Below are 23,306 nucleotides of genomic sequence, written 5' to 3' on the forward strand. Positions count from 1 at the left end.
AATGAAACGGATTTTTATAGCTTGCGCCATTTGCATCGGGATGTTGTATTTCCCTCTTTCCGGCTTTTCACAAAATAAAAGCATTACATTTTTTGATTCTGCAGGAGTAAAGTATGTTTCAATGGCTGCAGGCGCTCAATACAAAGCGTCTCATTGGAAAGAATTCTGGTGGGGTAAGCATTGGCGTGAGGAATGGATGACAGCAGTAAGTTTTCCTGTTTTCAACATGGATACCACTGCAGGAGGTTTAACCGCTTTGAAGAGAGGCGGAGGACATGAGACAAAAACACTGCGCCTGATGGGAAAGAATGGCAGAGAATATGTATTACGTACTATTGATAAAAGCCTGGATGCATTGATCCCTGAAGCATTTAAAGGCAGTTTTGTAAATGACCTGGTAAATGACCAGGTATCAACTGCTCACCCCTTTGGCCCTATCGTGATCGCAAAATTAGCTGAGGGTATCGAAATTTTACACACCAATCCGGTTATTGTATTTGTAACAGATAATACAAGGCTCGGAGAATTCCGGGAAGATTTTGCCGATAAACTTTGCCTCTTTGAAGAAAGACCTTCGGGAGATGGCTGGGAAAATACGTCACTTACAGGGTACGCCGATGATATTACTAATTCAGAAAAATTATTTACTAAATTATCAGCAACGAATAATAAATCAGTGGATCAGAAAGAATTTTTAAAAGTGAGGTTTTTAGATATGCTGATCAATGACTGGGACAGGCATGAAGATCAGTGGATTTGGGCAGGTAAAAAAAAGGATGGCAAAACAATATACGAACCATTTGCAAGAGACAGGGACCAGGCATTTTCTAAAACCGATGGTATAAGTCTGTATTTTTTATCCAGACCGTGGGCACTCAGAAGTGTTCAGAATATGGACCCTACTGTAAAAGATGTTATCGGTACCAATCTATCAGCAAAAGTGATTGATAAAAAATTTACAACAGCACTTACCGAAGATGACTGGATACAAACAATAACCACTGTGCAACAATTGCTTTCTGATTCAGTAATATTAAATGCGGTAAAGCAGATGCCGCCTGAGATATTTAAACTTTCAGGCGATTTTATTTACCGGCGGCTAAAAGAGCGACGTGATAATATGCTGCAATTCGGCATGCGCTATTATAAGATATTAAACAGGGAAGTAACTATTACCGGTTCTGACGAAGCGGAATTATTCACCATAAATAAAGTGTCTGAAAATGCCACAGAAATCACAATACAGGATTTAAATAAAAATAGAGCAGCAGGCAAAACTATTTTTCACCGGGTATTTGATCACAACACTAGTAAAGAAATAAACCTGTATGGTTTGGGAGAAAATGATCAATTCATATTTGAAGGCCGTACAAAAAATAAAATCCGTGTTCATGTACTCGGGGGAGAAGGTACTGATATTTATCTCTCGAAAGCAGGAGCAAATGGGCAAGGCAAAAAAACAAAAATCTATGATGCGCCTTCTGACAAACCTAAACCATCAGGTACTTACAAATACAATGCTACTATTGATACTTCCGTAACGAATTATAATCGCAAGTCTTTCAAATACGATTGGTGGGTTCCGCTACTCACTCCCGGGTATAATCCTGATGATGGATTTGTAATTGGGGCAACAGTTATTTACAAAAAACAACAGTGGAATAAAAATCCTTTTGGATGGATGCAAAGTATTGGCGGTAACTATGCTGCATCAACCGGAGCATACAGTTTGTTTTACAAAGGAAAATTCAGAAAGGCAATTGGTAAATGGGATTTTGATATAGCTGCTGATTATTATGCGCCTGCTTATGTGTTGAATTACTATGGACTGGGTAACGACACAAAATTAAATACCAGTGAAAAATCTTATTACCGGGTAAGGCAAAAAGGAATTTATTTTTCTCCCGGAGTAAGCCGTTCCTGGAAAAATATTACTCTCCAGACCGGGTTACTGTTTAATACAGTAAAAATAAAAACTGCTGATAATAAGTTTATTAGTTCCCGGGATGCATCACTTGATCCGGGCGTTTTTACTACAAAATATTTTGGAGGTGCTCATCTTGGCTTCGTTTTTAATAATAGCAATAACTCAAAATATCCTACAAAAGGTGTTATTTATGATGCCACTGCAAAATGGTTACTCAATTTAAAAGAGAGCAAAAGAAGTTTTACCAACCTGCAATCCGGTTTTACTTTTTATTATACGCCATTTAAAAAACTTACCTTTGCCCATCGTACGGGCGCCGCTACAAATATTGGTGAGTATGAGTTTTACCAGGCCAATACCATTGGCGGACATGAGAATATGAGAGGCTACTGGAGAACAAGGTTTACCGGCCGAACCAGCTTTTTTCAAAACACTGATGCCAGATTACAACTGGCGGATTTAAAAGGCTACGTAATACGAGGTAAAATAGGTGTCTATGCATTTTTTGATGACGGAAGAATTTGGATAAAAGATGATAAGTCCGACGAACTGCATACAGACTATGGAGGAGGTATTTATTTTATTCCCTACAATAAACTGGCGATAAATATATTTTATGCATCGTCAAAGGAAGTAAATGTATTTACAATCAGAACAGGTTTTTTATTTTAAAAACTAAAACACAATCATTGAAGAAACGAATAGGGTTAATAGCTATACTTATAATGAGTATTGTTTTTACAATTGATGCACAAAATTGGGATATCAATAATGCAAAAAGCATTAATCCAGAAAACCCTCATAGCACATATTGGAAAGCCATGAGCGGTTCTGCTTATTTTCTCAGTGCCGCTGCTCCAATTTATTTTTTAACAAAAGGCATTATAAAAGATGACATCAAGGCCAGGAGGAAGGGGTATCGTATTTTGGGCAGCATCACAATGGAGCTTATAATTTCAGAATTAATGAAAGAGGGATTTAACAGGAAACGTCCGGCAGAATCTTATCCTGCCGAAATTTTTCCCTACAGGAATGTTACCGGCCGTTCATTTCCTTCAGGCCACACCTCACTGGTATTTGCAACAGCTGCAAGTTTATCCATAGAATGTAAAAAATGGTATGTGGTGGTACCTGCTTATGCGTACGCAGGCAGTGTAGGATATTCACGAATTTACCTGGGCGTGCACTACCCAACCGATGTAATTGCAGGTGCTGCTGTAGGAATCGGAAGCGCTTACTTATGTCATTGGTTAAACAAAAAGATATTTCCCTCCACAAAATAGCATTATTGCCCGCTGAAAGATATCCGCAACATTTCATTCATCGCTCTGCTTATCATGGTATGCCAAAAGAAAGACAACAATGAAGAGCACAATATATAATTCATTGAAATTTCTGTGAGATAAACAACATAAACCTTACAATTTCCCTGATTTTATACCATTACAGCCGATAATTATTACAGCGATAATAGCCGCACCGGAAGGCAGTTTATTGAATCAGCACCTTCAATTTCACCAGGTTATAAGGAAAATAAAAAAGGAGTTTTCAAAATAATATTGAAAACTCCTGTACTGTATCGGGGAGCAGACTTGAACTGCCGACCTTCGGGTTATGAATCCGATGCTCTAACCAGCTGAGCTACCCCGACATCCGTTTTACGGGCTGCAAATGTAAGGCATTTTACCAAAAGGGAAAAGGTTAAGTACTTAAAAGTTGTCCTAATCTGGCAGAAACCTTATCTGCATTGGGCAACATCTCCTTTTCCAGGGCAATATTCATTGGTACTGCAGGTAAATTGAGGGCCCCCAGCACTTCAACCGGGGCATCCAGGTATTTAAAACAGGCTTTACTTATTCTGCCTGCCAAAGCTTCTGCAAAAGAATTATTTTGTTGCTCTTCGGTTACAATTAAACATTTACCATGTTTTTTTACCGTAGTAAAAATCAGTTCTTCATCCAAAGGGAATAAGGTTCTTAAGTCGATCACTTCAACCTTGCCGCTATAGTTTTTCGCAGCGGCCCTGGCCCAGTACACTCCCATGCCGTAAGTGATCACACAGCAGCTTTCTCCCTCTTCTATACAATCGTTACTGGCCTGTAATACAACATTCCCTTTGCCCAGCGGAATAATATAATCAGCTGAAGGTTCAACAGTTTTTGCCTCTTCGGTACCGGGCACTTTACTCCAGTATAAACCTTTATGCTCCAGCATTACCACCGGGTTGGGATCAAGAAAAGCGGCTTTCATCAATCCTTTCATATCTGCAGCATTGGAAGGGTATACAATTTTAATTCCTTTTACAGAAAGCAATGTAGTTTCAATACTGCCACTATGATAAGGCCCGCCACCGCCATAAGCGCCAATGGGTACACGAAGTAATGTTTGTACCGGAAATTTGCCACAACTCAGATAACAACTCTTGCTGATCTCAGTAACCAGTTGATTTAATCCGGGGTAAATATAGTCGGCAAATTGTACTTCTACTATTGGTTTTAAACCCACTGCACTCATGCCTGCAGTACTGCCAATGATATACGCTTCCTGTATGGCAGTATTAAAAACACGGTGATCGCCAAACTGTTCGGCCAATGTTGCCGCTTCCCTGAAAACCCCTCCCAGCCTACGTCCTACATCCTGCCCGTACAAAAGTGCTTCGGGATATTGTTCCATAATTTCCCTGATGGCAAACAAGCCGGCATCTACCATTAATATTTTTTCTTTACCAACGGGTGACCGTTCTCCTTTTTCCTGCGTAACCGGTGTAGGTACAAAAACAAAATCACTTACTGTTGAAGGGTCAGGTTCCGGGGCTGCAACAGCGGCATTAAAATCATTGGCAACAACAGCAGCAGTTTCATTTTCTATTTGAATCAATTCTTCTTCAGTAACACCAAGCTCCATTAATTTTTTCCTGAGTTTTGGCCCGGGATCATCAACAGTATGTTTAGCCAGGTCTTCTTCTGTTCTGTAAAATTCTTTTCGCACACCGCTGGTATGATGTCCCAGCAGAGGCACTTTAGCATGTACCAAAAAAGGATGCCTTTCTCTCCGCACTTCTTCCACTACATTTTTCATTACCTCATAACTCTGCAAAAAATCGCTGCCATCAATACTGATCCTGCTGATGCCTTTTAAACCTTTTACCATTTCACTGGCGTTGGTGGTCCGGGCTTCATCTGATGTTACGCTGATGCCCCACCCATTATCCTGTACCAGGTAAATAATGGGCAACTGGTGTAAGGCCGCAAACTGAAAAGCCTCACTTACCTCTCCTTCTGTAACCGAAGCATCGCCTAATGAACAAATAACAACCGGTAGCTTATCGCTTTCTATCAACGTTGAACTATCAGCTCTTAACTGCTCCCAATATTTAATACCCTGTGCAATGCCCGTGGTGGGTATGGCCTGCATACCGGTTGCGCTGCTCTGGTGAATAATACCGGGTTTATCAGCACCACGGTAATTGGGATGCGAATAATATTCCCGGCCGCCTGTAAATATATCATTGCCTTTGGCCAGCAACTGCAGCATCATCTGGTACGGCGTAAAACCTAAACCCAGCAACATGCTTTCATCACGGTAATAAGGGCTTACATAATCGCAGGGCAATAACTGAAATGCTGCAGCCAGTTGTATGGCTTCGTGTCCTCTTGATGTGGAGTGTACATATTTGCAGACAGGCCGGTTAGCTTCATAAGTTGCTGCCATGGCATTGGCAGTGCACATTAGTCGGTAGGCTTTTAATAAAATTTCGGTGGCAATCATTGGTCAAATGTAAAATAATTTTGGTTAGCCACGGATTACACGGATTTACACAGATAAATACAATTGACTACTAAAACAAAACATAAAAAATTCGTGTAAATCTGCGTAATTCGTGGCAAAAAAAAAAATCGCAATGTAATTGCGATCTTTTCAAATTATTTTACTGTGTTTTATTTCACTTCTACCGTCAACAAATTATCTTTTTCCAAAAATGCTTCCAGCACATCCCCCACCACACACTCCCCCACACCGGCGGGTGTACCGGTAAAGATCAGGTCGCCGATGTTTAAAGAAAAATAATTGGAGATATGAGAAATCAAAGAATCGATACTGAATATCATATTACCCGAATTACCCGTTTGCACCAGTTCTTTATTTTTATAAAAAGTAAAGTTGATGTTCTTACGGTTCATAGCCGGTGTAACATCGATAAATTTTCCTACCGCAGCAGAATTATCAAATGCTTTTGCTTTTTCCCATGGCAGGCCTTTCTTTTTTAATTCATCCTGTATATCACGGGCTGTAAAATCAATACCAACAGTAATACCATTATAATAATTGGAAGCATGCCTTTCCTGGATGTACTTACCGTTTTTGCAAACACGTAAAACCAACTCACATTCATAATGCAGTTCGTTGCTGAATTCCGGGTAGTAGAAAGGTGTATGGCTCTGCAGCAATGCACTTTTCGGCTTCATAAATATTACCGGCTCCTCGGGTATGTCGTTGCCAAGTTCCTTGGCGTGGTCCGCATAATTGCGGCCTACACAAATTATCTTCATTTAGTGCTTTTTTAGAGGGATAGGTTTCAAGAGCGAATATAGGCAAATAGCATATAAAAAACAACAATGTGTAGCAATGACACCAGTTATGGTTTTACAGAGAGGTTATTATAGGCACTCATAGTTTGATCAATACCCGATGCAATAAAACTTTCTATAATATCAATACACTTTTCTATCTTCAGTAAAATGGTGGGTTCTTCAGCTTTGAGCCATTTACCCAATACAAAATCGGCCTGCATACCCTTGGGATAATTATTACCTACGCCAAACCGTAATTTAGGGTACACATCAGTGCCTAAAACAGCCTGTATATCTTTTAATCCATTGTGGCCCCCGGCGCTACCTGCAGGCCGCAAACGTATTTTATCTAATGGCAATGCCACATCGTCTACAATAGTAAGGGTATTTTCAATGGCAATTTTTTCTTTATCCAGCCAGTATTTAAAGGCTTTACCGCTAAGGTTCATGTAAGTGGTGGGACAAATACATACAATTACTTTCCCTTTCCACTTTACTGTAGCAACATACGCTAACCTGCCTACTTCAAAATTGCCGCCGTGTTTTTTTACAAAGGCATGCACTACATCAAACCCGATGTTATGACGGGTATTGGCATATTCAGCACCTATATTACCAAGACCAACGATTAAGAATTTAGACATGTGAATGGTGAATAGTGAATGGTGAATAGTGAATAGTGCAGCCTGTTTTATTGACCATTCACCCCTCACGTTCTCAAATTAGTGTATCAAATATTTGCTGCAGATCAGCTTCTGTTTTAATTAAAACGTCCCGGGCCTTACTTCCCTGGTTCATACCAACAACGCCGGCGGCTTCCAGCTGATCCATCAAACGGCCTGCCCTGTTATAACCCAATTTCATCCGGCGTTGCAACAGCGAGGTACTTCCTACCTGGCTGGCCACAATTAATCTTGCCGCATCTTCAAATAAAGAATCCCTGTCTGTAAGATCGGCACCTTTCGCTTCCAGTTCTTTTTCATCAATGTACTCGGGTAATAAAAATGCCTGCGGATAGCCACGTTGCTCACCAATGAAGTCAACAATTTTGTCTACTTCCGGTGTATCAACAAAGGCGCATTGCAAACGCACTAATTCGCCATTATAACTGATCAGCATATCACCTTTACCAATTAACTGTTCTGCACCACCTGCATCTAAAATAGTACGGCTATCAATTTTACTACTTACTTTAAAAGCAATACGGGCAGGGAAGTTGGCTTTAATAGTACCCGTAATAATATTTACTGAAGGCCTTTGCGTAGCAATAATTAAATGAATACCTACCGCCCTGGCCAGCTGCGCCAAACGGGCAATCGGCATTTCCACTTCTTTACCCGCTGTCATTATAAGATCTGCAAATTCATCCACCACCAATACTATAAAGGGTAAAAACTGGTGGCCTTTTTCGGGATTGAGTTTACGGGCCGCAAATTTTTCGTTGTATTCACGAATATTTCTGCAACCGGCTTCTTTTAACAGGTCGTAGCGGTTATCCATTTCAATACACAGGGCATTTAATGTATGTACCACTTTTTTGGTATCGGTGATGATCGCATCTTCTTCACCGGGCAGTTTTGCCAGGAAGTGTTTTTCTATCGCCTTATAAATACTCAACTCCACCTTCTTAGGATCAACCAATACAAATTTTAATTGCGATGGATGTTTTTTATACAACAGCGACACCAGTATGGCATTCAATCCTACCGACTTTCCCTGCCCGGTGGCACCGGCCATTAACAAGTGCGGCATGCTGGCCAGGTCAACAATAAAATTTTCATTATCGATCTTTTTGCCAATAGCAATAGGCAGAGAAAAATTATTGTGCTGAAATTTTTCTGAAGACAATAAGGTCTTCATACTAACCACTGATTTTTTTGCATTCGGCACTTCAATACCAATAGTACCTTTACCGGGTATGGGTGCAATAATGCGTATACCCAATGCCGCAAGGCTTAATGCAATATCATCTTCCAGGTTTTTAATTCTTGAAATACGTACCCCTGCGGCAGGAATAATTTCATACAATGTAACTGTTGGCCCCACAGTGGCGGAAATTTTCTGGATCTGTATATCGTAGTTTTTAAGGGTATTGATGATCTGGTTTTTATTATTTTCCAGCTCAGAATTATCCTGTACAATTTTATCGCTGCCATGATTTTCCAGCAGATCAAGTGTAGGATATTTATAGTCACGAAGATCTAAAATCGGGTCGTAAGGTTTTGCATTCGGCAATTTGGGATTTACCGGCGCTGCCTCTTCTTCCACAATTTTATCAGGTACTGTTTTAATTTCCAGTTCCAGCGGTTCAATATTGTTATCTTTTATTTTAGGCGTTACCGCAACAGGTTTTATAATTTCTTCTATCGGTAAAACCAATTCTTCTTTTGTTGCTTCTTCATTTTCTTCTTCTTCAATTACGGGTTCATCTTTTTCTATCAACGTAATTTCATGGTTCAGCGTAGTATTATCCTGTGGCGGAGTAATTAAAACATTGCCTTCGCCTTTTAACGCATTTATTTTAGCGGTGGCGTTGGTGGTAGTTTCATCTACCGGCCACTCCACAGTTTCTGCAATGGATTCTGCTGCAGGTACCACAATATTATCTGCAGGTATAAGGTCTTTTTTTGAAGGCAGTTTAAACACGGGGTTAAAACGCCAGATAATGTAGGATAATACGGCTACCACCAAAACGCCTATCGTTCCCACCTGGCCAACGGTTTTATACAACCATTCTTTTATCATATCCCCCGCTGCACCGCCCCAGGGAAAAGGCTGCCCGTTAAAAATAACTGCCGTAGCCACACTTATTACCGGCAAGCCAACTATTAAATATTTAATGTTCCGGGAAACGGAAAATACTTTCTTGCAAAAAAAAAGATTTACGCCCATTACAAAAAAGAAAGTGCACACCAGGTAACCGGCTACTCCAAAACCTTTGCGGATAAAAATTTCTGAAAGAAAGGCTCCCAGCGTGCCCAGCAGATTTTGCACTTTAATATCGTTGGCCAGCAACATGCGATAGCTGAACTTATCCTGGTCTTCGGCCCAGGTAAATAAATAAGATGTAAAAGCCACAAAAAGCAGTATAGCTGTCAGCAGTAAAATACTACCGGCAATTTTGTGCGTACGTTCATCCTTAAGCAGTTGCTTTACTTCCACTGTTTCTTCCTTCTCCTGTTTCAACTGTTCAGGCTTTTCGGCTTTTGTTTTTACAGATTTTGTTTTAGTTGCCATTAGCAACAAAGATAAAGAAAACCATTACTGCATACCAAAGCAAAGCAGCCAAACCTGTTATTTATATTAAAAAAAATTGTAGGTTTGGTTATAAACTAGCGGATGCTTAAGAAACATTCATTTCTGGCCCTTTTTATTCTACTACAATTTTCAGGCATTGGTCAAACAATCCCCGACAGTAATTATATAGATATTGCACTCATCAGGGACTCTGTACTGGCAGTTGATAAAACCCTGCTTTTTTTTGACAGTACCAATATTGCCGGCATTGAAAATTTACCGCAACAAAAATTTTTACCATTTGCCCGGTATAGCTTTATCGATCAGAAACATATTCCGGGCAGGCTGGTATCCACTTTTGCCTATATGCAGATCGGCGTAAACAATAGTAGCAAAGTGAGAGACACGGTTTCATTTTTCCCCGGTTCATTATTTGATAAAATACTTTTTTATGAACAAACGGCAGCGGGCAATTTAAAATATGCTGGCAATGGTTCAAAAAACGGGGTCTGCAACCTGGTATTAGGGCCAGGTGAAAAAAAAGTTTTTTTTATTAAACTTGATTTTTGCCGGCACGATTTTAATTACCTGAGGCCCCAATTAATACAACTGCATTACTGGTCTACTTACCTGTCTGTTGCCCGCAGCAGATCATCAGGCATTGTAAGCTTTGGTTTCCTGATGAGTGGCATGTTGTTTCTGATGCTGCTCTTTATAATGGTGAATTATATACTGAACAGGAAAAAAGAATTTTTGTACTATTTTGGTTATGCATTGCTGATGTTTTTACTGGTGTTGCTGTATGCCCTTACCGGCGGCACCTGGGGTAGTTTTCCTGCCTTTTTAAATGGCTACCTGGATGTTTGCCTGCTTATTATGGGCAATGTTTTTTACCTGGCTTTTTCCCGTCATTTTCTAAATACAAAAACCAATTACACCATACTGGATAAGGTTTTCAGGATAGAAGAATGGCTTTTGATAATTCTTTTACTGACTTTCACTATTACCCATTACTTAACTGAGTGGTACCTGGTTGAAGCCATGCTGGAGAACCTGATGAAATTTATTGTACTGAGTATTGGTATTGTATTTATCATTATTGCCTTTAAGCAAAAGCAAAGGTTAATTGTTTATTTAGCACTTGGCAGTGCATTTGCCATTTTCTTCAATATAGTTTCTCTTACCATCATCCTGATGGGAATGCCGCCTAAATCGATATTTTTTCACGCTTTATTCTACCATGATATAGCATTGGTATTTGCAATGTCCTTTTTTCTTTTAGGCCTCACCTATAAAAACCGGCGTGAACTGGTAGAGCGGATACAGGAACAGGAATCATTGAAATTAGATGTAGAGAAAAAAGATTTTGAAAAGCAGATAGCCATTATTAAAGCGCAGCAGGAAGAACGTAACCGTATCAGTGCTGATATGCATGATGACCTTGGCGCCGGTATGACCACGATAAGATTATACAGCGAGCTGGCCAAGAGCCGCATTGGCGACAATACCTCTATTCCTGAAATTGAAAAGATATCTTCCTCGGCCAATGAGTTGCTGAATAAAATGAATGCCATCATCTGGAGTATGAGCAGCAGCAACGATTCGCTGGGCAATATGGTGGCTTATATCCGTAGTTATTCGCTGGAATATTTTGAGGACTCCGGTGTTAATTGCCGTATCAGCATTCCCGAAGACCTGCCCAATATTGTGGTAAGCGGAGAGATAAGAAGAAATGTTTTTTTAGTGGTGAAAGAAGCTTTGAACAATGTATTAAAACACTCCCGTGCCACAGAAGTTACTATTACATTACAGCAGGTAAGCGATGGCCTTAAACTATTTATACAGGATAATGGCACCGGCATTGATTTTGATAAACTGCGCCAGTTTGGTAACGGCCTGAAGAACATGAAAAAAAGGATGGAAGATATCGGTATCAATTTTTCAATTGAAAATAACAATGGCACATTAATTACATTGCACCGGGTGATCAACGATTTTAATTTTTCTTCATAAATGCAAGTGCAAGCAACAACCAGCCCGAAATAAAACATAAGCCACCCAAAGGTGTAACGGGGCCTAACCATTTCATTGACGGTGCTGCACATAGAATATACAGGGAGCCGGAAAACAAAACGATTCCTGCAATAAAAAGATTACCTGCCCATTGCACCTGCTTACCGGGAAACTCTTTATATACGATACCGGCAGCAAGCAATGCCAGTGCATGATAAAACTGGTAGCGGATACCCGTTTCAAAAGTCTGCAGGCTTTCTGCTGATAATTTTGTTTTTAAATAATGAGCCCCGAAAGCGCCGCCAATTACAGCTACGGCAGCCAGTAAAGCACCGGCACTTAAAAAATTCTTTTTCATAATAAACTATTAATGGTAGCGGCATTGATTTCAGTAACCGGTAAAATTATTTTTGCGGTATTGTAAACAGGCGCTCTTTCCTGTAATTTTTTTTCGATGAACCGCATCAGGTCACCGGCAGAAAGATTTTTTATCAGCGGCCGTTTAGTCTGCTCGCCAATAACTCGTTTAAAAATATCGGCAGGTGTTGCCGCCAGGTAAACAGTAGTGCCATGTTCATTCATCCATTGCATGTTGTTATTGAAGCAAGGTGTACCACCGCCACAGGCAATAATGCAATTGGTTTTGTTGGCAAATGTTTTCAGCGTTTCTGTTTCTTTTTCACGAAAGTAGGCTTCCCCATTTTGTTCAAATATGGCCGCAATTGTTTTCTGTTCTTCTTTTTCTATTACATGATCAAGATCAAAAAATTCATGCCCGCTTTCGGCAGCCCATAATTTGCCCCAATGTGTTTTACCATTGCCCATAAAGCCCACAAGAAAAATATTTGCACCTGACTTATCCGAATCGCTCATGTTGATTTTTTTGCCACTAATGGCACAAATTTACACGAATAAAAATTCAGGCTTAAGATATTTGCAGACATTCTCATTTCAATCTTGCTACGATAAATTCCCCCTTCAGGGGGTTTGGGGGGTGCGTTTAATGCCGCGGCTTATAAATATCATTAGGCGTTGGCGTAGTGGAAGGCGCTGTAGAGGTAGAAGAAGATGATGATGTGCCGGAACTTTTCTTTTTAAAGTCCCCTCTTTTCCATGCCTTAATAAATTCGGCCCATGCAAAAGGATTAAAAATATTCTGAGGTGCTACCTGGCCTGCATAATAGGCTTTGGTACTGGCCTGTTTTAAATATTGGGAACTGGCTTCCCTTCCGTCCAATGGCATATTGGCTACCAGTATGCGGCGGGTGGCGGCTTCATTATTTTTCCGGGCTATGGCAATATTATCGTCGGGCACGGGGTTATTTAAAAAATCTCTTTCAAACTGCTGCCTGGTTGGCCTTGCTTTAATAATTGTTGCCGGAAGATATACGGTATCATTTACCATTAACTGTATAACACTTTGCTGGTTACCGGGCAGGTCTTTAGGAATAAATATAGATTTGTTTTTGTAGCCCACACTGCTGAATTCAATTTCATCGCCTTTTAGTACCACGATGCTAAAAACCCCTTTATCGTTGGTGATGGTACCCCTGTTTTGCCCTTTTACCACCACACTTACACTCTCCAGGCCTTTCAGGCTATCGGCTGTCATTACTATACCATATAACTGTACCACAGAATCTTTAAACGCTTCAAATTGTGCTTTGGATTGCACAGGTTTAAGAAAACAACACAGTAAGAATATGGGTAAAAATCTACGCATCAATAATAGTTGAATTTTGGTATGCTGTATCCCGGTGTGCCGGAACAAAGCCAATAAAGCCAAATAGCATTACAAAAGCTTGTCCCCAAAAATAACAACATTCCTTAATTAATAAACAAAGTAAAGGTATGAGTGTTTAAATTTGCATTTCTGGTGGATTTTTAACAAATAATTGAACGATGACAAAAGAGGATATACTGAAGGCGCTGAGCAATGTACAGGAGCCCGACCTGGGTAAAGACCTGGTTACCTTAAACATGGTAAAAGACATTACAATTGATGGTAATAATGTTGCTTTTACCATTGTGCTCACTACACCTGCCTGCCCTATGAAGGACATGATGCGAATGGCTAGTGAAAATGCGATAAAAATACTGGTGAATAAGGAGGCAGTAATAACAGTGAATTTTACTGCTAATACCAGCAGCAACCGCAAGGATGCCAAGACTGTTTTAAGTGGTGTAAAAAATATTATTGCCGTAGTGAGCGGCAAAGGCGGCGTGGGAAAAAGCACTGTAAGCGCCAATCTTGCACTGGCATTGGCTGCCGGTGGTGCTAAAGTGGGTTTGATGGATGCCGATATTTACGGCCCCAGCCAGCACATTATGTTTGGCATACGTGGCGAAAGGCCATTGATGAAAGATGATGGTAATGGTAAAGGCATGATTGTGCCGATTGAAAAGTTTGGTATTAAAATAATGAGCATTGGTTTGCTGATCGATGAAAAGCAGGCCGTGGTTTGGCGTGGCCCGATGGTGAGCAGTGCCATCCGCCAGTTTGTAAGTGATGTGGATTGGGGCGAACTGGATTATCTGGTAATTGATATGCCACCCGGCACCGGTGATATTCATTTAACCATCGTGCAGACCGTTCCGGTTACGGGTGTAATTGTGGTTACCACACCGCAATTGGTGGCACTGGCTGATGCTAAAAAAGGCGTGGCCATGTTTGGGCAGGCACAACTAAAAGTGCCGGTAATTGGTTTGGTTGAAAATATGAGTTACTTCACCCCGGCAGAATTGCCTGACAATAAATATTATATTTTTGGAAAAGACGGCGGCAAAAATTTAGCAGAAGAATTTGAGCTGACCTTCCTGGGACAGATACCGATTGTACAAAGCATACGTGAAGGTGGCGACCTGGGTATTCCGGTAATGGTGAGTGATGATGCTATCAGCAGAAAAGCTTTTGAAGAATTTGCAGGTAATGCGGTGAGGGGTATTGCAATGCGCAATGCCAACCTTGCACCTACGCAGATACAGGAAATTGTAGAGGGCTAATCTTTTTTAAAATTCACGTTGTGAATGAGTTTTGCTACTAATGGCACTAAGCGGCACGAATAATAAAACACTATTAGTTAAAATTCGTGTCATTTGTGGCAACAAAAAACATAAAGTTTTTGCTACGCTGTGTTTCAAACAATCCTCAACAGATGTTTTATGAAAAAATATTTTTCTCTGGCGCTTTCTTTATTCCTAATCTTCCTTTCCTGTAATTCATCTAAAAAAAATACTGTTTTGAATAATGAACCACAAAAACCTGTTGCCAGTAATACAGCGGCCGTGGCTTTTGATAAAGAAGGCCACAGGGGCTGTCGTGGTTTAATGCCGGAGAATACCATTCCTGCTATGTTGAATGCAATTGGATTGGGCGTTACTACACTGGAGATGGATATCTGCTTCAGCAAAGACAAAAAAGCTTTTCTTTCTCACGAACCATTTTTTAATCATGAAATAACCACTACGCCTGATGGTAGTTTTATAACTGAAAAAGAAGAAAAGAATTATAACATGTACAACATGGATTATAGTTCGGTCATCAAGTACGATGTGGGTATGAAACCACACCCCCGTTTTCCGCAGCAGCAAAAAATGAAAGCCGTAAAACCCTTACTGGCGGATGTTTTTGAGGCGGTGAAAAAAGATATGATGACCAGGAGAAGGCCCTTCCCTTATTTTAATATTGAGACTAAAACAATGCCGGCAACAGATAATATTTTTCATCCGGCACCGGCAGAATTTGTAGAATTATTAATGAAAGTGATAAAGGATAACGGGATGGAAGATTTTGTAATTATTCAATCTTTTGATTTCAGAACACTGCAATATTTACACCTGCATTATCCCGCTATAAAAACAGCCATGCTGATTGAAGATTTTGATAAGCGGACCCTGGAGGAACAAATTACTACTTTAGGATTTACACCCACTATTTACAGTCCTGCCTATGTTTTAGCTACCGAAGCGGTGATAAAAAAATGCCATGACCAAAACATCAGGATCATTCCCTGGACGGTGAATGACAAAAAAGAAATTGACCGTTTAAAAGCACTGGGCGTTGATGGTATCATTTCTGATTACCCCAATTTATTTAATGAATAGTAAGGCCCGGCATATTTTATTTATGGTATTTGCAGGGCTTGCTTTTGCAGCCATGTTGTATCATACTGTTGGGGCCGTGCAACCCTTTGATGCCACACCGGCATGGCGGCATATTTTATTTATTGGCATTTGCACTATCTGCATGTATGGTTTATTAAAAAGGCCCAAGTGGTTCCTGTGGTTTTTTGGCGCTTTAATGGTGCAGCAATTGTATAACCATGGCAGTCGTTTAATACATTTATTGCAGGAAGATAAACTGAATTTTATTGATGCTGCTGTGGTACTTTTAATGCCGCTGGTTTTTATTTTGTTGCTGATGGAAAGAAAAGCGGAACGCTGATTTGTATGATGATGAAGACCTGTTATGATTTAATCTATCTTAATCCTAAATATCAAAACAATCTGCGTTCTATATCCCTAACCAATCATTCGCATTTTTAAATAACATTTTTTCTTTTACCGCATTTTCAAAATGCATGGCTTCAATTAATTTACCGGGGTGATGTTCGCCCAATGGAAAAGGATAATCACTACCCAGGCAAATTTTGTCCTCGCCCATTACATCAATAATATACTGCATTGCTTTTTCATCATGCACTAAACTATCGATCCAGAATTTACCAATATAATCTCTTGGGTTAACAGCATTATCAATCGCAACCAGGTCGGGACGTACTTTAAAGCCGTGTTCAATTCTTCCGATCGTTAACGGAAAGCTGCCTCCGCCATGTGCAAATGCTACTCTTAACCGGGGAAAGCTTTCTAAAACGCCGCCAAATATCATGGAGCAAATGGCACGGGAAGTTTCTGCAGGCATACCTACCAGCCAGGGCAGCCAGTATTTTTGCATTTGTGTTTCTCCTATCATTTCCCAGGGATGAATGAACAAGGCACAACCTAATGCTTCAGCTCTTTTGTAAAACGGAAAGAACTTTTTGTCTGATAAATTATCGCCATTGATATTACTGCCGATCTCTAACCCGGGCATTTTTAATTCGGTAACGCAACGTTCCATTTCTTTTATCGCCAGGTCAATATCCTGCAGTGGTACAGTACCGATACCAATAAAACGACGGGTATTTTTTGCCACCGTATCTGCGATATGATCATTAAAAAAACGGCTGGTTTCCAAACCATCTTTGGGCTTTGCCCAGTAATTAAACAAGACAGGAATGGTAGAAAGTACTTGCACAGTTACATCCGTTTCGTCCATTTCTTTCATTCGCAAAGCAGCATCAAAACAATTGTTGTCTACTTCCCTGAATAATTTATCGCCTTTCATCATACAGGCTTTGCAATTGCGGTGCTCCAGGTGTATAAATTCTCCATAGCCGAATTTTTGTACCCAATTAGGCATTTTGTCCGGCATTATATGTGTGTGGATGTCTATTTTCATGAAAAGAACTTCGTTCTTTATTCAGAACGCTGATTTTTATGATGGTTATGATTTATTACGATTTGTTTAGCACTCTTTATATTCAGATGAAAAGACTTTTCTTTTAAACTCAGGCTTCTTTCCGAAATTCAAAAGAAGTCCCACTTCAATTTCTGTGGCTTTTAAATAATTGATTAACTGAATCTCATGTTCTGCCGTAATAACAGAAGCGGCTTTTATTTCTACAATTACAAAACCGTTCACAATCATATCAGCTATATATAAACCAACTTGTGTACTGTCGTAAAATACTTCTACCGGACATTGGAGATGACAAGTAAGCCCCAGTTTTCTACACTCAATTGATAAAGCATTTTCATATACCTTTTCTAAAAAGCCATAACCTAATTTATTGTACACATTATAAAATGCCTTTATCACCAGCTCTGTTATTTCGCTGTGTTTATAGTTATCCGCCATAAAGTTTTGTTAGGGTATAAAATCATATCTTAAAATCACCTGCGAAAATCATCATCATCATAAAAATCTGCGTTCCGCCCTTATCCCTTACGCACCGGAGGTGCCATCACGGCGCCACATTTACTGCAGGTTCTTTTATGTTCGTCTTTGTAAAAGCCTTCCATCACCGGCGGCAATTGGGTTACAATATTTGTGATCACTTTATATTCTTCATACAATTTATTGCCGCAGTTTTCGCAATACCATAAAAAACCATCTGCTTCAGTGGCCCTTACTTTTTCAATTACCAGGCCAACGGTATTTGGCCCACGTTGCGGACTGTGCGGTGTTTTGGGTGGTAATAAAAACATATCTCCTTCGTTAATGGCAATATCTTTAGGTACTCCTTCATCGATGATCTTTAATACAATATTGCCCTCAACCTGGTAATACAATTCCTCACTTTCGTTGTAATGATAATCCTTACGGGCATTGGGCCCTCCCACTACCATCACAATAAAATTTTCCGCATCTTTATATATGCATTGATTGCCTACCGGCGGTTTTAGCAGGTCCCGGTGTTCGTCAATCCATTTCTTTAAATTGAAAGGCGCAATAACTGGCATAGCACTATATTTTAGGGTTGTAAGTTAGATTTTTTTTACTAATCTTCCACTACCAGCCCCATGCTAACGCCAGCCCGAAAGATTCGTTCCAACAGAAATATTCATTGCGGCGGGCATGAACTATAAACTATTAACTTTACAAGATGAACCTTGCCATTCCATATCATTTAGAAAATTTTATCGGCGGACATTTTATCGGCCCGTTAAGCGGTGAATTTTTAGACAATGTGAATCCTGCAACCGGTGAAGTGGTAGGACAAATACCCAACAGCAATAAAAAAGATATTGATGCTGCAGTAAAAGCGGCACAAAAAGCATTGCCTGAATGGAGCATTTCCGCTACAGAAAAACGTTTTACTATACTCAATAAAATTGCAGACCTCATTGATACGCATTTTGAAGCATTGGCTGTAGCAGAAACCAATGACAACGGCAAACCATTATGGCTGAGCAAAAGAATGGATATTAAAAGAGCGGCCGATAACTTTCGTTTTTTTGCCACTGGTATTATGCACTTTGCTGCCGAAAGCCATGCGATGGAAGATAAAGCCATTAATTACACATTGCGTAATCCCATTGGTATTGTGGGCTGCATCTCTCCCTGGAATTTACCTTTATATTTATTTACCTGGAAGATTGCGCCGGCATTAGCCGTAGGCAATTGTGTAATTGCAAAGCCCAGCGAAGTAACACCGGTGACGGCATTTCTATTAGCAAGAATTTGTAAAGAAGCCGGACTGCCTGATGGTGTTTTAAATATTGTACACGGTGATGGGCCCAATTGCGGCGAAGCGATTGTAAAGCACCACGATATTAAAGCGATCTCCTTTACCGGAAGTACGAGAGCCGGAGAACGCATTGCTTCTATTGCTGCGCCCCTGTTTAAAAAATTATCTTTAGAATTAGGCGGAAAAAATCCGGCTATTATTTTTGCTGATTGCGATTGGGAAAAGATGTTGCAGGAAACGGTGCGTTCGTCTTTCAGCAACCAGGGACAAATTTGTTTGTGCAGCAGCAGAATATTAATTGAGCAAAGTATTTACGAAAAATTTAAAACTGCGTTTGTTGAAGCAGCGAAAAAATTAACTGTTGGAGATCCTTTAGATGACCATTCCAAACAAGGTGCCATTGTAAGTAAAGTACATTTTGATAAAGTGATGCATTGCATTGCGCTGGCTAAAGAAGAAGGAGGCACCATTTTATGCGGCGGCAATTCAGTTATTGTTGAGGGCAGATGTGCCAATGGTTACTTTATTGCACCAACGGTTATTGAAAATCTTGGACCAGATTGTAAAACTAATATGGAAGAAATTTTTGGACCAGTTGTTACCCTGCAATCTTTTGAAACAATAGATGAAGCTCTACAATCAGCCAATGCTACCCATTATGGATTGGCAGCCACCATATGGACGCAGGATATCAGTAAAGCAAACCTGGTGGCTGCAAAAGTGCAATCAGGAATTATATGGATCAATTGCTGGCTGGTAAGAGATTTAAGAACACCATTTGGAGGCATGAAAAATAGCGGCGTGGGCAGAGAAGGTGGCTGGGAAGCTTTACGCTTTTTTACTGAGCCAAAAAATATTTGTTTACAGTTTTAGGGGCTAAAACCCCGCTACTACATAATCACTTGCCGGGGGCTTAAGCCCCCGGCAATGCAAAAAACGCATGGGCTTTGGCCCTTAAGAAAAATGGATACAATAATTAATACACAGGATGCCGCAAAGCCTTTAGGCGCTTATCCCCACGCAAGAAAAGTGGGCAATTTGTTATTTCTCTCCGGCATTGGTAGCAGGAATGCAACAGACAATGCTATTCCCGGATTAGAATCAGATAGTGAAGGGAATATTTTAAAGTATGATATAGAAGCAGAATGCCATCAATGTTTTGCCAATGTAAAAGCCGTACTGGAAGCCAGTGGCAGCAGCTGGGATAAGATTGTTGATGTAACTGTTTTTTTAACTAACATGAAAAAAGATTTCCCGGTTTATAATAAAGTGTATGCGCAATATTTTACAACAGTACAGGCATGCAGAACAACAGTGGAAGTAAAAAGTTTACCCACACCGATTGCAATAGAATTAAAAGTGATTGCTACAATAGATTGATCAATGGGCTAAGCCCTGCGAAAATAAAAATCAATTGCCCATGGCTTAAGCTAAAGGCAATGTAAAAAACTACGAGGCTTTAGCCCGATATATATTTTATGACATTCGAAAACACTTTAGCCTTTGCTCAACAGCTTGATGAAAATGATGGCTTAAAACATTTCAGAGACCAGTTTTATATTCCGATCATCAATGGAAAAGAATGCATTTACTTCACCGGAAATTCTCTTGGCCTGCAACCTAAAACCACACAGGATTATGTGTTGAATGAACTGGAAGACTGGGCGAACTTTGGCGTGGAAGGGCATTTTCATGCAAGAAAACCATGGATGCCTTATCATGAAATCTTTCCCGCTCAATTATCAAAGATCATTGGTGCATTACCGGAAGAAATTGTGGTAATGAATCAACTCACCGTGAATTTACATTTGCTGATGGTAAGTTTTTACCGGCCAACAAAACAACGTTATAAAATCATCTGCGAAGCAAAAGCATTTCCTTCTGATCAATATGCTATGGAATCGCAGGTAAAATACCATGGCTTTAGTTATGAAGACGCTGTAATTGAAATAAGCCCCAGAGCAGGTGAATATGCCATACGCACAGAAGATATTCTGTCAGCGATTAAGCAACATAGTGATAGTGTGGCGCTGGTTTTATTTGGTGGCGTAAATTATTATACCGGCCAGTTTTTCGATATTCAAAAAATAACCGCAGCGGCGCATGCCGCGGGTGCTGTTGCAGGATTTGATTTAGCCCACGCGGCAGGTAACGTAGAGCTCCGCCTCCACGATTGGAATGCAGACTTCGCCTGCTGGTGTTCTTATAAATATTTAAACAGTGGCCCCGGTGGCGTATCGGGAATTTATATCCATCAGAAACATATTACTGATACAAGCATTCCACGCTTTGCAGGCTGGTGGGGCCATACCAAAGACACCCGTTTTAAAATGGAGAAAGGTTTTGAACCCATACCCACGGCAGAAGGGTGGCAATTGAGCAATGCGCCGATTTTATCCATGGCAGCACATAAAGCATCATTAGATATTTTTGATGACGCAGGAATGGATAATTTAATTGCAAAGGGAAAGCTGTTAAGCAACTATTTATTATTTATCATTGACGAAATAAATAATGGTTTAAAAGAAAAGTTGATCCAGGTAATTACACCACGGGATGAAAAAGAAAAAGGCTGTCAGGTAAGTATGCTGATGCTGAAAAAAGGGACAGCAGTTTTTGAAGCATTAAAACAACATGGTGTGCTGGCAGACTGGAGAGAGCCGAATGTAATTCGTGTGGCCCCTGTGCCCCTGTACAATACTTTCAGCGATGTGTTTACATTCGGGCAAATTGTAAAAGCGATTTTGGAACATTGATCATGATAAGAATTATGTTTTTCGCTGATTGATTATTATCAACAATAGTGAATATTAAATAGCCAGGTTATAAAATGAAAAAAGAAACGGTTATCATCGGAGCAGGTTTAGTAGGCTCTTTGTTGTCTATTTATTTAAGCAAGAGAGGTTACAATGTAAAAGTGTATGAACGCAGGCCTGATATGCGTAAAGAAAAAATTATTGCCGGCCGTTCAATCAACCTGGCATTAAGTGACAGAGGCATTAAAGCATTGGAAGAAGTGGGCATTATGGAGGAAATAAAGAAAATTGCTATTCCCATGCATGGCAGATATATCCACAATGCTGATGGCAGTACTGCCTACCAGCCTTATGGCACTGAGGGACAGTTTATCAATTCTGTATCAAGAGGAGAACTGAATAAAATGCTGATGGACCTGGCAGAAAAAAATGGGGTGGAAATTTTCTTCAATGAAAAATGCGAAAATATCAATTGGAAAACAAATGAAGTTTCATTTCAAAATGCCAGCAACTTTCAACTATCAACCATCAACTATCAACTTGCCTTTGGCAGCGATGGCGCATATTCTGCAGCAAGGCACCAATGTCAAACCCAATTCGATCGATTTCAATACCAGCAGTATTATATTGATTGCGGCTACAAAGAACTAACAATACCTGGCGGAACAAACGGTGAATTTTTGATAGAGAAAAATGCATTGCACATCTGGCCCAGGGGAAATTATATGCTCATTGCATTGCCCAATATTGATGGCAGTTTTACCTGTACATTATTTTTTCCTTTTGAAGGTGAAACTTCTTTTGCTGCATTAGATACTAAAGAAAAGGTAAGCTCATTTTTCGAAAAGAACTTCCCTGATACTATTGCATTAATTCCCGACCTGGAAGATGATTTTTTTACTAACCCTACTTCATCATTAGTCACCGTAAAATGTTTTCCCTGGGTAAGAGAAGATAAATTTGCGCTGATAGGTGATGCGGCACATGCGATCGTTCCATTTTTTGGGCAAGGCATGAACTGCGGCTTTGAAGATTGCCGGGTATTAAATGAACTGATCGGCAAGCACAATGATGACTGGAAAATTATCCTGGAAGAATACCAGGCTTTACGTAAACCCGACGCCGATGCCATTGCAGAACTGGCCCTGAATAATTTCACTGAGATGAGGGATAAAGTGGGCGACCCTAAATTTTTATTGCAGAAAAAAATTGAAGCGGCCTTCAGTAAAAAATATCCCGACAAGTGGATACCGGCATATACACAGGTAACCTTTAGTCCGCAGATACGCTACAGCGACGCATTAAAGAATAGTATAAGACAGGAAGCAATAATGCAACAGGTAATGGCATTGCCGGATATTGAAAATACCTGGCAGGGCGAAGGCATAGAGCAAATAATGATAAAACTATTGAACGAATAAAAAAAAGTTAAAGCCCGAATACATTTTATGGCATTGCCCCGGGCTTAGGCCCGGGGCAATGGATAAAAAACAACAGGCTTCAGCCAACT

Annotated in this window: 20 protein-coding genes and 1 tRNA gene; 10 read left to right on the plus strand and 11 right to left on the minus strand. The window is 40.1% G+C overall.

The features are described 5' to 3' along the window. The first annotated feature begins 1 nt into the window (after position 1). Entirely contained in the window at positions 2-2,599 is a 2,598-nt protein-coding gene (locus ACYVM0_RS14870) for a BamA/TamA family outer membrane protein (protein WP_460558120.1), read from the plus strand. Between the two features lie 17 nt (positions 2,600-2,616). After that, positions 2,617-3,210 (plus strand): phosphatase PAP2 family protein, encoded by a 594-nt coding sequence (locus ACYVM0_RS14875; protein WP_460558121.1) that lies wholly within the window; start codon positions 2,617-2,619, stop codon positions 3,208-3,210. 294 nt (positions 3,211-3,504) lie between these two features. Here the strand turns inward: ACYVM0_RS14875 and ACYVM0_RS14880 are convergent. The 5 genes from ACYVM0_RS14880 to ACYVM0_RS14900 form a co-directional block, all read right to left on the minus strand. Next, positions 3,505-3,578, minus strand: a tRNA-Met gene (locus ACYVM0_RS14880). 50 nt (positions 3,579-3,628) lie between these two features. Further along, positions 3,629-5,695, minus strand: coding sequence for an alpha-ketoacid dehydrogenase subunit alpha/beta (locus ACYVM0_RS14885; protein ID WP_460558122.1), 2,067 nt, complete (start codon positions 5,693-5,695; stop codon positions 3,629-3,631). Positions 5,696-5,865: 170 nt separating this feature from the next. After that, complete coding sequence (locus ACYVM0_RS14890; protein ID WP_460558123.1) at positions 5,866-6,477, minus strand: fumarylacetoacetate hydrolase family protein; 612 nt, start codon at positions 6,475-6,477, stop codon at positions 5,866-5,868. Between the two features lie 86 nt (positions 6,478-6,563). Further along, on the minus strand, positions 6,564-7,142 hold the full coding sequence (gene pth / locus ACYVM0_RS14895; RefSeq protein WP_460558124.1) for an aminoacyl-tRNA hydrolase: 579 nt from the start codon (positions 7,140-7,142) through the stop codon (positions 6,564-6,566). A gap of 73 nt (positions 7,143-7,215) precedes the next feature. Next, on the minus strand, positions 7,216-9,735 hold the full coding sequence (locus ACYVM0_RS14900; protein WP_460558125.1) for an FtsK/SpoIIIE family DNA translocase: 2,520 nt from the start codon (positions 9,733-9,735) through the stop codon (positions 7,216-7,218). Positions 9,736-9,837: 102 nt separating this feature from the next. Here ACYVM0_RS14900 and ACYVM0_RS14905 point away from each other — a divergent pair, with 102 nt between their 5' ends. Next, positions 9,838-11,748, plus strand: a complete 1,911-nt coding sequence (locus ACYVM0_RS14905) for a sensor histidine kinase (RefSeq protein ID WP_460558126.1) — start codon at positions 9,838-9,840, stop codon at positions 11,746-11,748. On the opposite strand, the gene ACYVM0_RS14910 is transcribed toward ACYVM0_RS14905, so the two are convergent. The 3 genes from ACYVM0_RS14910 to ACYVM0_RS14920 form a co-directional block, all read right to left on the minus strand. Next, a complete protein-coding gene (locus ACYVM0_RS14910) occupies positions 11,732-12,106 on the minus strand; it encodes a DUF423 domain-containing protein (protein ID WP_460558127.1) in 375 nt (124 codons plus the stop codon). The two genes, ACYVM0_RS14905 and ACYVM0_RS14910, sit on opposite strands and share 17 nt — an antisense overlap. Then, positions 12,103-12,621 (minus strand): shikimate kinase, encoded by a 519-nt coding sequence (locus tag ACYVM0_RS14915; RefSeq protein ID WP_460558128.1) that lies wholly within the window; start codon positions 12,619-12,621, stop codon positions 12,103-12,105. The genes ACYVM0_RS14910 and ACYVM0_RS14915 overlap by 4 nt, the downstream gene beginning before the upstream one ends. A 127-nt stretch (positions 12,622-12,748) precedes the next feature. Then, positions 12,749-13,471, minus strand: coding sequence for a carboxypeptidase-like regulatory domain-containing protein (locus tag ACYVM0_RS14920; RefSeq protein WP_460558129.1), 723 nt, complete (start codon positions 13,469-13,471; stop codon positions 12,749-12,751). A gap of 179 nt (positions 13,472-13,650) precedes the next feature. Between ACYVM0_RS14920 and ACYVM0_RS14925 the strand changes: the two genes are divergently transcribed. The 3 genes from ACYVM0_RS14925 (at position 13,651) to ACYVM0_RS14935 (ending at position 16,192) form a co-directional block, all read left to right on the plus strand. Beyond that, positions 13,651-14,751 carry an Mrp/NBP35 family ATP-binding protein gene (locus tag ACYVM0_RS14925; RefSeq protein ID WP_460558130.1) on the plus strand — a complete coding sequence of 367 codons (1,101 nt, stop codon included), beginning with the start codon at positions 13,651-13,653 and terminating at the stop codon, positions 14,749-14,751. A gap of 159 nt (positions 14,752-14,910) precedes the next feature. Continuing rightward, complete coding sequence (locus tag ACYVM0_RS14930) at positions 14,911-15,852, plus strand: glycerophosphodiester phosphodiesterase family protein (RefSeq protein ID WP_460558131.1); 942 nt, start codon at positions 14,911-14,913, stop codon at positions 15,850-15,852. Continuing rightward, positions 15,845-16,192 carry a hypothetical protein gene (locus ACYVM0_RS14935; protein ID WP_460558132.1) on the plus strand — a complete coding sequence of 116 codons (348 nt, stop codon included), beginning with the start codon at positions 15,845-15,847 and terminating at the stop codon, positions 16,190-16,192. The genes ACYVM0_RS14930 and ACYVM0_RS14935 overlap by 8 nt, the downstream gene beginning before the upstream one ends. Positions 16,193-16,261: 69 nt before the next feature. Here the strand turns inward: ACYVM0_RS14935 and ACYVM0_RS14940 are convergent, their stop codons facing one another. The 3 genes from ACYVM0_RS14940 to ACYVM0_RS14950 form a co-directional block, all read right to left on the minus strand. Beyond that, positions 16,262-17,248, minus strand: a complete 987-nt coding sequence (locus ACYVM0_RS14940) for an amidohydrolase family protein (RefSeq protein ID WP_460558133.1) — start codon at positions 17,246-17,248, stop codon at positions 16,262-16,264. A 66-nt stretch (positions 17,249-17,314) separates the two neighbouring features. After that, positions 17,315-17,707, minus strand: a complete 393-nt coding sequence (locus tag ACYVM0_RS14945) for a GxxExxY protein (RefSeq protein ID WP_460558134.1) — start codon at positions 17,705-17,707, stop codon at positions 17,315-17,317. An 80-nt stretch (positions 17,708-17,787) separates the two neighbouring features. After that, on the minus strand, positions 17,788-18,312 hold the full coding sequence (locus ACYVM0_RS14950; RefSeq protein WP_460558135.1) for a 3-hydroxyanthranilate 3,4-dioxygenase: 525 nt from the start codon (positions 18,310-18,312) through the stop codon (positions 17,788-17,790). Positions 18,313-18,455: 143 nt separating this feature from the next. Here ACYVM0_RS14950 and ACYVM0_RS14955 point away from each other — a divergent pair, with 143 nt between their 5' ends. From ACYVM0_RS14955 to ACYVM0_RS14970, 4 genes are all read left to right on the plus strand, one after another. Then, a complete protein-coding gene (locus tag ACYVM0_RS14955) occupies positions 18,456-19,913 on the plus strand; it encodes an aldehyde dehydrogenase (RefSeq protein ID WP_460558136.1) in 1,458 nt (485 codons plus the stop codon). 90 nt (positions 19,914-20,003) lie between these two features. Continuing rightward, entirely contained in the window at positions 20,004-20,420 is a 417-nt protein-coding gene (locus tag ACYVM0_RS14960) for a RidA family protein (protein ID WP_460558137.1), read from the plus strand. 98 nt (positions 20,421-20,518) lie between these two features. After that, positions 20,519-21,796, plus strand: coding sequence for a kynureninase (gene kynU, locus ACYVM0_RS14965; protein WP_460558138.1), 1,278 nt, complete (start codon positions 20,519-20,521; stop codon positions 21,794-21,796). A 74-nt stretch (positions 21,797-21,870) separates the two neighbouring features. Continuing rightward, positions 21,871-23,217 (plus strand): FAD-dependent oxidoreductase, encoded by a 1,347-nt coding sequence (locus ACYVM0_RS14970; protein ID WP_460558139.1) that lies wholly within the window; start codon positions 21,871-21,873, stop codon positions 23,215-23,217. Positions 23,218-23,306 lie beyond the last annotated feature (89 nt).

This window comes from Ferruginibacter profundus, from assembly GCF_054783275.1.